The organism is Microcystis sp. M31BS1, from assembly GCF_020245285.1.
Classification (GTDB): Bacteria; Cyanobacteriota; Cyanobacteriia; order Cyanobacteriales; family Microcystaceae; genus Microcystis; species Microcystis panniformis.
The window spans coordinates 1-6,575 of the sequence record NZ_JADBVE010000289.1 but is presented as its reverse complement, the minus strand read 5'-3'; the positions used below and the strand labels follow the sequence as shown (position 1 = coordinate 6,575).

At 45.6% G+C, this 6,575-nt stretch carries 9 protein-coding genes and 1 pseudogene; 5 read left to right on the top strand and 5 right to left on the bottom strand.

What is annotated here, in order from left to right; genetic code table 11:
• Positions 1-46 (bottom strand): helix-turn-helix domain-containing protein (locus IM509_RS24175; RefSeq protein WP_353737710.1); only part of this gene is annotated, 46 nt, incomplete at its 3' end.
• Positions 47-137: 91 nt separating this feature from the next.
• Here IM509_RS24175 and IM509_RS16730 point away from each other — a divergent pair.
• Positions 138-1,109 carry a zinc-dependent alcohol dehydrogenase family protein gene (locus IM509_RS16730; RefSeq protein ID WP_052278344.1) on the top strand — a complete coding sequence of 324 codons (972 nt, stop codon included), beginning with the start codon at positions 138-140 and terminating at the stop codon, positions 1,107-1,109.
• Positions 1,110-1,566: 457 nt separating this feature from the next.
• Here IM509_RS16730 and cobT read toward each other — a convergent pair whose 3' ends face one another.
• The 3 genes and pseudogenes from cobT to IM509_RS16715 all read right to left on the bottom strand — a co-directional run bounded on the left by cobT (position 1,567) and on the right by IM509_RS16715 (position 3,272).
• Complete coding sequence (gene cobT / locus IM509_RS16725) at positions 1,567-2,646, bottom strand: nicotinate mononucleotide-dependent phosphoribosyltransferase CobT (RefSeq protein ID WP_052275353.1); 1,080 nt, start codon at positions 2,644-2,646, stop codon at positions 1,567-1,569.
• Positions 2,647-2,823: 177 nt separating this feature from the next.
• Positions 2,824-3,051, bottom strand: a pseudogene (locus IM509_RS16720) (type II toxin-antitoxin system VapC family toxin); the annotation flags it as partial.
• Positions 3,039-3,272 carry a hypothetical protein gene (locus IM509_RS16715; RefSeq protein WP_002788542.1) on the bottom strand — a complete coding sequence of 78 codons (234 nt, stop codon included), beginning with the start codon at positions 3,270-3,272 and terminating at the stop codon, positions 3,039-3,041. The gene IM509_RS16715 and the pseudogene IM509_RS16720, both read right to left, overlap by 13 nt.
• Positions 3,273-3,588: 316 nt before the next feature.
• Between IM509_RS16715 and IM509_RS16710 the strand changes: the two genes are divergently transcribed.
• The 4 genes from IM509_RS16710 to IM509_RS16695 are packed head-to-tail and all read left to right on the top strand — an operon-like array spanning position 3,589 to position 6,239.
• Positions 3,589-4,467, top strand: coding sequence for an ABC transporter permease (locus IM509_RS16710; protein ID WP_185237744.1), 879 nt, complete (start codon positions 3,589-3,591; stop codon positions 4,465-4,467).
• Positions 4,468-4,512: 45 nt separating this feature from the next.
• Positions 4,513-4,875: a thioredoxin family protein gene (locus IM509_RS16705; protein ID WP_185237743.1), complete on the top strand. Its 363-nt coding sequence runs from the start codon at positions 4,513-4,515 to the stop codon at positions 4,873-4,875.
• A 16-nt stretch (positions 4,876-4,891) separates the two neighbouring features.
• Entirely contained in the window at positions 4,892-6,070 is a 1,179-nt protein-coding gene (locus tag IM509_RS16700; protein ID WP_185237742.1) for an LL-diaminopimelate aminotransferase, read from the top strand.
• On the top strand, positions 6,051-6,239 hold the full coding sequence (locus tag IM509_RS16695) for a hypothetical protein (RefSeq protein WP_002788545.1): 189 nt from the start codon (positions 6,051-6,053) through the stop codon (positions 6,237-6,239). The genes IM509_RS16700 and IM509_RS16695 overlap by 20 nt, the downstream gene beginning before the upstream one ends.
• A 65-nt stretch (positions 6,240-6,304) precedes the next feature.
• On the opposite strand, the gene IM509_RS16690 is transcribed toward IM509_RS16695, so the two are convergent.
• On the bottom strand, positions 6,305-6,575 hold a 271-nt coding region (locus tag IM509_RS16690; RefSeq protein ID WP_502882264.1), incomplete at its 5' end, for an Rpn/YhgA-type helix-turn-helix domain-containing protein.

Genomic DNA, 6,575 nt, shown 5'->3' with positions numbered 1-6,575 from the left:
CTTGTGTTGGTGTGGGGTAAAATCGAAACGAATAGGCTTTTTCCATACCTCACATTTTAGCATATATTTCGTAAACGATGCTCATATTTAACAGTAAAGCCGTCGTAGAACGACGGGGTTTCAGACCCAAATTTTCGATGACTGCCGTGGATGTCCTGCAGCTTCAGGAAGTCCCCACCCCGAAAATTAGTCAACCGCATCAGGTTTTATTAGCATTAAAAGCGGCTGGTGTCAACCCTATTGATACAAAAATTCGTAAACGCGGCACTTTTTACCCCGAGCAAATGCCGGCCATTTTGGGCTGTGACGGGGCGGGAATTGTCGAGGCAGTTGGGGCGGCGGTGCAGGATTTTCGCCCCGGGGATGAAGTGTATTTTTGTAACGGCGGACTGGGCAAGGCCGGCACGGGAAATTATGCCGAATATGCCCTGATCGAGGCGGATTATCTGGCCCATAAGCCGAAATCTCTTTCTTTTGCCGAGGCGGCCGCTGTACCTTTGGTTTTAATCACCGCTTGGGAAGCACTCTACGATCGCGCCCGTCTTCAGTCGGGACAAAGCGTCCTTATCCATGGCGGGGCCGGGGGTGTTGGTCATGTTGCGATTCAATTGGCGAAACTGAGGGGGGCTAAAGTTTATACAACGGTGGGAAATAGCGATAAAGAGCGTTTAGTGCGGCAATTAGGGGCAGATTACCCGATTTTATACAAACAAACCGATTTTGTTGCGGCGATACTTCAAGAAACCGCAGGGAAAGGGGTAGATGTCGCTTTTGATACGGTGGGAGGGGCAACTTTTGGGCAAACTTGCCGAGTGGTGCGAGTATATGGCGATATGGTGACGATTTTGGAACCTACGGGCAGCTGGAAGGAAGCACGCGATCGCAATTTGCGGATTAGTTTAGAATTAATGTTAACCCCGGCTTTGATGGGACTGCCAGAAGCGCAAAAATATCAAACAGAAATTCTCAAGCAAGGGGCGCGTTTAATTGACGAGAAAAAGTTAACTATTCATCTCTCCCAAACCTTCCCTTTAGCGGCAGCTATCAGCGCCCATCAATTGCTAGAAACTGGTGCGGTGACGGGGAAAATTGCCCTAATTATCGACTAGAAATCTGCTGGCCACTACAATAGGCGTGGAATATAGCTAGGTAATAGGTGTAGGGCTAATTCATGAATTAGCCCTACAATAGGCGTTGTCAAATTGAAAGATGCTCCGAATCAGCTTGGAACTGAAATTACTTTGATAGGAAAGATTGCATGGCATCTTTCCTATTCTGATCTGACAACGCCGCCTTTTCTCACGCCAAGGTTTTACCTTGGCACACACTAAGGTTGGGTTTTAGTTCTGATTTTTTCGTCGGCTAACCGCAAACAAGCCACCGCCAAAAAAGACTAGACCCATAATCATAGAAGATTCGGGAACTGGTTGTAATGATCGTCATGTGTAAATAATTTTGCCTAGGTACTTAAGCGATTAAAGGTAGCAAAAAAAGAATTAGATTCGGAGAATGAATCAGCCCTACCCCTGCCCCCAGGAAAAGCTTTTTGCCGCAAACCCCAGATAGTCAACAGTTTAGTTGAAACCCGATTAAATTTTCGATCGCTTTGACCAAATCTTGATTAGTCCAATTCTGGTACAGATAAGCGGCGATCGCTGATCCTCCGGCTCCGACTCCTTCCTTGACGAAACCTTGTTCATAAGCTTGCAAAACTGGGTATTTAGAGGCGGAAAAATCTAATTTTGTGGCTAATAGGGGTATTTTTCCGATCAGGCGGGCTAATCCCACCGTATCCCCCGTTTTATCTTCCGCTACCCAGCGAGTTGTGCCGACGATGATATTTTCCCAGTTAACTGGATAGGCATATTTAGCCACTAGAGCTTGAATTAGAGCAGAAACGGCTAACATTTGGGTTCCTCCAGCGAGGAGTACCCCACCCTGCCCACTGGCGGCGATTGCCATGCCAGCGACGAAAATCTGCTGAGGATCGCCTAGTGCGGCGATTACCTCAAAAGGATCAAAAATTTCTTTTTGGGCTAATCCCTGCTCAACTATTGCCCGTTTCTGGGCATGATTGCACTGGGGGTGGCTGCTGTTAACTTTGCCGTTGGCTCGATAACCCAATCCGGTGAGGATGGCGAGGGCGGTGGTGGTGCCACCGACCACACACTCGCCGATAATTAGATAACTAGACTCCCGGGCTAATTTTTCTCCCCAGGTTAGTCCTTGGGCGAACAGGTGTTTTACTATGGGGATATCTAGGGCGCAGCCAGTGGAGAGACAACGGGCCGGTTGTCCCCCTAGTTCGATATAATCGACGGCCGGGGGCAAGGGTAAACCGGCGTTAAAAACGAGGACGGGAATGGCTAATTTTTCCACTACGGCGCGGGTAATATAGGCAGGGGAGGCTCCCACCGTTAGGGGGGGTAAGGGATAACGGGGATGGGGTGAAACTCCTTTAACGATAAATTCGGCATCGGCGATCGCTGTATATTTTCTATCTTCCGGGGTAGCGCCGGCGGTGGAGATTCCGGGGATTAATCCCGTCTCGGTAAACCCCAAAACTAGGGCAAATATCGGAGAAGATTTTTGATGGCGCTCTAACCAATTTTGCCCCTGTTCGATTTCCGTGTAAATTTTAATCATCTGTTGATTTTGTCCTATTACTTATCACTATTTCGCTCTCTCCCTGAGATGATCTTTGATTTCGACATATTTAGGAAATAAGTTATAGCGTTTCTGATTCACAAGAGGTACATTCCCGAGCCTGAACAGCTTAATCAGCAAAGGTTTAAGTGTGCCGCACAGATGCGAGAACCGCTATATTTTAGCTACTGTTAAAGCTTGTTGAATCCACTCTTGAAGGGGATAACTTAATTCTAATCTTTCCCGTTGGTTAGCAAGGGCTATTTCATAGCAAGAAATGGGGGAAACTCCGAGAGATTCTGCTAACTCAAATTTTTCTACTAGCCAATGATCGGGAAATCTGTCAAAATTGCCATTTATTAACCACAACCAAATATGAGTATCAAGCACAATTACTTCAGACATTCCCAATCTTCTTCATCTACAATAGGACTGACCATATCACCTAGTATTTTAGCTTTACCCACCATATTCTCAACTGGAAAACGCCGTTTGAATAAGGATGGCTTTTCTTCTAATAAGTTGTTTTTGCTGGCGGTGAAATTTTTAATTAATTGATAAAGTTCATCTAGTTGTTCTTCAGGTAGATTATCAATTGCTGTTTGAATAAGTTCTTTAACAGTCATAGTTTTACTCTCTATTTTCTGAACTTGAGTTATATTATAACACAACGGTTCCTTCAATAAAGGGACTTATCTTGAGATTTTACCTAAAATACAGCAGACTAAAAAGACTAATTTAAACCGTTTATTCTTAGATTAGCGGAATCTCCCCCAATGCAAGAGTGCCTCGTCTCAAAAAGTAATTTAAACACTTAAGTAGCTGGTTATAATTAAATTTAAAATGGATTTTAGGTTTGATCCCCCCTGCCCCCCTTGATAAGGGGGGTGCCGATAGGCGGGGGGATCTGAAAGTTTTTAATACCTATCTACTTAACAGCTTATGTCTCTCCTGTCTTCTGCAATTATCGATACTTGGCGACGTTTTTACCGAGATCCCCTGGCAGTAATAGGAGCGATCGCATTAATGATAATTATTTTTGCTGTCCTATTCGGTCCAATTTTCTATCGAGTTCCTATAGATGCGATCGATTTTAGTCAAGCTACGGCTCCCCCTAGTTTAAAACATCTTTTCGGGACTAATGATCTAGGACAGGATCAATTGGCGAGGATTTTGGTGGGGGGTCGAATTTCCCTAGCGGTGGGGATTGCTGCTATGATGGTGGCGATGATTTTGGGAACGGCGATCGGGGCTATTTCCGGGTTTTACGGGGGGGCGATCGATGGCTTATTGATGCGATTAACGGATTTATTTCTATCTTTGCCCCAATTACCCCTACTTTTGCTGATTGTCTATCTATTTCGCGATAGTATCAAGAAAATCGCCGGACCGGAAACGGGTATTTTTATCCTCGTGGTTTTGGTGATCGGGGGTTTAAATTGGATGTCGGTGGCGCGATTGGTGCGGGGAAATTTCTTAAAGTTACGGGAGATGGAATTTATCTCGGCTGCAAAAGCTTTGGGGGCCACTCCTTTCCGTTTAATCTGGGTGCATTTATTACCTAACGTTTTGGGAATGATTATCGTGGCGGCCACTTTAGCCGTGGGTAATGCGATTATTACCGAGTCAACCCTGAGTTTTTTGGGTTTGGGTTTCCCCCCCGATGTGCCGACTTGGGGACAAATGTTATTTAAAGCTAAAGATTACTTGACAACTGCTCCCCACTTGGTAATTTTTCCCGCTCTAGCTATCGTGATCACGGTGTTAAGTATTAATTTTATCGGTGATGGTTTACGGGATGTCTTTGATCCTAATGTTTGAGGAACTTTGGAAGTGGATAATTGCCGAAAAGTACCCAGAACCTCTATGATAATCAGTAGCGATGGTGAGGAAATAAATACTGTGAGTAGCGTAACTGTCATTAGCGATCAGAAGTTTGACAAAGAGGTTTTTGAGGTCGAAAAACCCGTTTTAGTCTATTTTTGGGCGAGTTGGTGCGGTCCGTGCCGTCTGGTATCCCCCTCGATCGATTGGGTGGCCAAAACCTACGGCGAACGGCTAAAAGTAGTTAAACTAGAAATAGACCCTAACCCCGACTCGGTGGCTAAATGTAAGGTGGAAGGTGTTCCTGCTTTACGCATCTTTAAAGATAACGAAATTATTGCCACTCATGAAGGGGCGATCGGCAAACAACAATTACAATCTTTTATCGATACCTATGTCAGCTAATTAGGTATCCGTGGTTATGAATAACTTAACCCTAGCAAACCGCTTACAGGCACTACAATCCAACGTTTTTGCCGATATGGATCGGGCAAAAGCTGCCAGTAGAGAAGCGGGTAATACCATTATCGATCTTTCGCTCGGTTCCTCCGATCTTGGGGCTGCTCCCCATGTTGTCGATGCTATTGAGCGATCTCTCCACGATCCTCACACGCACGGCTATTTACTCCATAATGGGACTAGAGACTTCCGAATAACTGCCGCTAACTGGTATAGCGATCGCTTTGGTGTCCCCATCGATCCGGAAACGGAGGTTTTACCCCTGATTGGTTCTCAGGAAGGCACGGCCCATCTACCTTTGGCCCTTCTCAATCCCGGAGATTTTGCCCTACTCCTCGATCCAGGTTATCCCTCCCATTTGGGCGGTGTTGCCCTTGCCGGCGGTCAAATGTACGGAATGCCAATTTTGGCAAAAAATGACTTTCTGCCGGTTTTAGAGGACATTCCTGAGCTAGTGCTGGCACAATCGAAGCTGATGGTCTTGAGTTATCCCCATAATCCCACTACAGCGATCGCACCTTTGGCATTTTTCCAAAAAGCGGTTGATTTTTGCCGTCAGCATAATTTAGTTTTAATCCACGATTTTCCCTATCTAGACATCTTTTTTGCGGGAACATCGCCTCCCCCGTCAATTTTACAGGCCGATCGAGATAAAACTAATTCGATCGAGTTTTTTACCTTTTCTAAGTCCTATAATATGGGCGGTTTTCGCATCGGTTTCGCCATTGGCAACCCGCAGTTAATTATGGCTTTGCGACAGATTAAAGCCATGGTTGATTTTAATCAGTATTTGGGCATTCTTAACGGTGCGATCGCCGCTTTAACTGGTAATCAAGATTCGGTCAAAGAAACCGTCGCTATCTTCCAAAAACGCCGGGATGTGTTTATTAATGCCCTAAATCGCATCGGTTGGCCGGTTGCCACTCCGGCCGCTACTATGTACGTTTGGGCGAAAATTCCCCCCAGTTGGCCGGGTAATTCCGTCGATTTTTGTCGGCAATTGGTGGCCCAAACTGGTGTCGCTGTTTCCCCCGGTTCCGGTTTTGGCAAGGGTGGTGAGGGGTATGTGCGTTTTGCCTTAGTTCACGATCCCGATATTCTAGAGGCTGCCGTGGAGAAAATTGGGGCTTTTTTGGGATAAAACCGATATTCTAAGCAGTGGTTATGCTGCAATCGATAACTTTCGCCTTGTTGCTTCTGATATTTCGGGTGATATTGGTAATGTGTCCACTCCCAAACCTTCTGGTGTTATCGGACTAGGCATACTAGGTGGTGGTTTAGTGGTGCGTTGCGTCGCTAAACGTCGTTAACTGCGCTTGGGGTGCGGAGATGAGCCAAAATTTTGCTAATTCCCCACCCTTTGCGGTTAAAAGCTTTAATTGTGCTGCTGTCTTTGTAATTGCTCGATCGCGTCGGGGGATAAATCGGTAAATCGGGCGATTTCTGGGATAGAAAAACCAGCAGATAGCATTTTTAGGGCAATTTGTCGAGCTTTTTCTTCTTTACCTTTTTGTAGTCCCTTTTCCTCGCCTTCCTCTCTGCCTTCCTCTAAAATATCTTGATAGATGACGGATTCTCTCATAATGTCACTCCGAAGGATTTTTTTAATCGTCTCTCGATTTAATACTAACCCGGCGAGAATACTG